Origin of the sequence: Mameliella sp. AT18, assembly GCF_028807275.1 — a bacterium.
Lineage (GTDB): Bacteria > Pseudomonadota > Alphaproteobacteria > Rhodobacterales > Rhodobacteraceae > Antarctobacter > Antarctobacter albus.
In genome coordinates this window covers 1-2,855 of sequence record NZ_JARAMO010000136.1, presented here as the reverse complement: position 1 = coordinate 2,855, position 2,855 = coordinate 1, and the positions used below count along the sequence as shown (strand labels likewise).

Here is a 2,855-nt window from a genome sequence, read left to right as displayed (position 1 = left end):
CAACCAAATCAATGGGTCCTGACCCTAGAATGAAGAAGAAGTTTGGATAGCCTTCCTGCGGACTCGACGGGGTACTCGACCGATTTGCCCGTTGCATACGCTGCGATAGAGCGTGCCACCTATCTCAATTCTGCCCTCACAAGCCCGGCAAATCCGCCCTCCTTGAAATTACTACTTCTGGCCAGACTCGGAAAATCTGGCAGCCTTTCCAGTTCAACCGAGGGAAGGAATATTGTCGCGGAACAGGCTGGCAACTTCGCGTATCGCGCCTCAAAGTACATCTTGGATAGTGCGCGAGCCACAGCATAGGCAGCAGCCAAGTCGATTTTGGAAACGCGGGCTCGGTTAATCGGCATCAAATTACCCTTTTGAACAGTAGACCCGACTTCGAAATAGATCAGTTGGCCGACCACCCCGAGACGGATAACGTGACAACTCCCCCGGAGGGGATCACCGCAACGCGCATGCTGTCATCAGATTCCGATTAAGCCGCAATGACAGATCAACGCGGCGGACTCTTTGCTCTTCGCTCTACCGCTCGACCAGCTTGTTGCCCTTGATGGCATGATCGAATGTCAGACTTCGGTGGCGATTGACGCCTGGTGCCGCGCGCGGACCATCGCGCGCACAAGGGCTGGGACAACGGGATCGAAGGGTCGCATAAGCCAAAACGAAAACCGCGACGAGCTGAAGGGTCGGTTCAAATCGCCCCGACACGCTCAGAGATTTTGGCTGCCCACAATGATATCGACGCCGTCTCTTGTCCAAGCCGTTGTCAACTCTCCGCCATCTCATATCGCCTTGCCGGAGCGGATGCTTTCGACCTCTGGCATGGTTATGCGGCCGAAATGGCGATCTGACAGCCAGAGCCACTCGCTTCTCTCGATCAGATGGATCAAGTTGGCAATCCCCTTTGCTTCCGCAAAGTCGACGGCTCCGGGGAACGCCCGACCCATGCTTTGTCCTTCAGCCCTTTTCCGCCTCGGCAACATGCGCCTTCACGGCAAGAAAGCTGTCCGGTGTCACCGAGATCGTGTCGATTCCGGCCTTGACCAGCAGGCGGGCAAAGTCGGGGTCGTTGCTGGGCGCCTGGCCGCAGAGGCCGATCTTGCATCCGGCCTTGCGAGCCTTGGCGATCACTTTCTCTATCATCCAAAGAACAGCCGGGTCTCGTTCGCTGAACAGTTCGGACAGTGCCTCTGAATCTCGGTCGATGCCCAGCGTCAATTGCGTCAGGTCGTTCGAGCCGATGGAGAATCCGTCGAAGCGTTTGGCAAAGGCCTCTGCCTGGATCACGTTCGAGGGGATCTCGCACATCACATAGACCTGAAGCCCGTTCTCCCCCCGCCTCAACCCATTCTCGGCCATGACCTTCAACACGCGGTCGGCCTCTTCGATGGTACGACAGAAGGGAATCATGACAACGACACTGTCGAAACCCAAGGTCTCGCGCAGCCGTTGAATGGCGCGGCACTCCAGCGCAAAACCGTCGCGGTAGCCTTCCGAGTAATAGCGGGAGGCGCCTCGGAAGCCGATCATCGGATTCTCCTCGGAAGGCTCGAACTGGCTCCCGCCCAGCAGATCGGCGTATTCGTTGGTCTTGAAGTCGCTCATCCGCACGATTGTCGGGTTGGGATACCAGTTTGCCGTAATGCGTGAGAGACCCATGGCAAGGCTGTGAACGAAATAGTCGCTGCGGGTGTCATAGCTTCGGGTCAGTCTGTCGATGGCATCGCGCGCCTTGCCGGGAGCCAACTGGTCGTAACGGGTCAGCGCCAGTGGGTGGACCTTGACCTCGTTGGAGATGACGAATTCCATCCGTGCGAGGCCCACGCCATCGGCGGGGAGACGCCACCAGCGTGCCGCGGCTGCCGGGTTTGCGACGTTCAACATGACCTTGGTTCGGGTCGCGGGGATCGACTCGAGATGCGCTTCCTCCAACGTGACCTCTGTCTTGCCGGAAAAGACCGTGCCCTCGTCGCCCTCGGCGCAGGACACGGTGACCATCTGTCCATCGTGCAGGATCTGGGTCGCATTGCCGGTGCCGACGATTGCCGGGACGCCCAATTCGCAGCTGATGATCGCGGCATGTGAGGTGCGGCCGCCATGGTCGGTCACGATGGCAGCTGCGCGCTTCATGATCGGCACCCAATCCGGGTCGGTGGTGGAGGTTACCAGAACCGAGCCGTCGACGAACCGGTCGATCTCGGCGGCAGTCTCGATCAGGCAGACCTCACCCGAGGCGACCGCGCCGCCGACACTGAGTCCGCGCAACAGTTCTGTTCCTGTCTGCCCAAGCTTGTAGGTCTTGAACACGCCAGCCTCGCTGCGCGATTGCACGGTTTCCGGGCGGGCTTGCACGATGTAGATCAGCCCGGTCTCGCCGTCGCGTGCCCATTCCATGTCCATCGGTTGGCCGTAGTGCTTCTCGATGGTGATGGCGGTGCGGGCGAGGTCGAGGATTTCGGCGTCCGACAACACGAACTTTGCGCGCTCGGCCTTGGACGTCGGCACATTGCGAGTCCCCGTGGCTTCACCGCTGCCGTAGACCATCTTGATGTCCTTGGCGCCCAAGGCTTTGTGCAAGATGGGCTCCAATCCTTCGCGGTCGAGGAATGGCTTGTAGACCTGGTATTCGTCCGGGCTGACAGCGCCTTGGACGACGTTTTCGCCAAGGCCCCAGGCGGCGTTTATCAGCACCAGCTTGTCGAAGCCGCTTTCGGTATCCAGCGAAAACATGACGCCAGAACCGCCGATGTCCGAGCGGACCATGAGTTGAACGCCGATCGACAGGGCCACCTCGAAATGGCTGAATCCCTTCAGCTGGCGGTAGGTGATCGCCCGGTCGGTGAACA

Annotated in this window: 1 protein-coding gene; it reads right to left on the bottom strand. The window is 59.5% G+C overall.

Features of this window, described 5'->3' with window-relative positions; all coding sequences use genetic code 11:
- Window positions 1-966 precede the first annotated feature (966 nt).
- The coding region (gene ppsA / locus PVW46_RS13850; protein ID WP_274576254.1) for a phosphoenolpyruvate synthase at window positions 967-2,855 on the bottom strand (1,889 nt) is incomplete at its 5' end.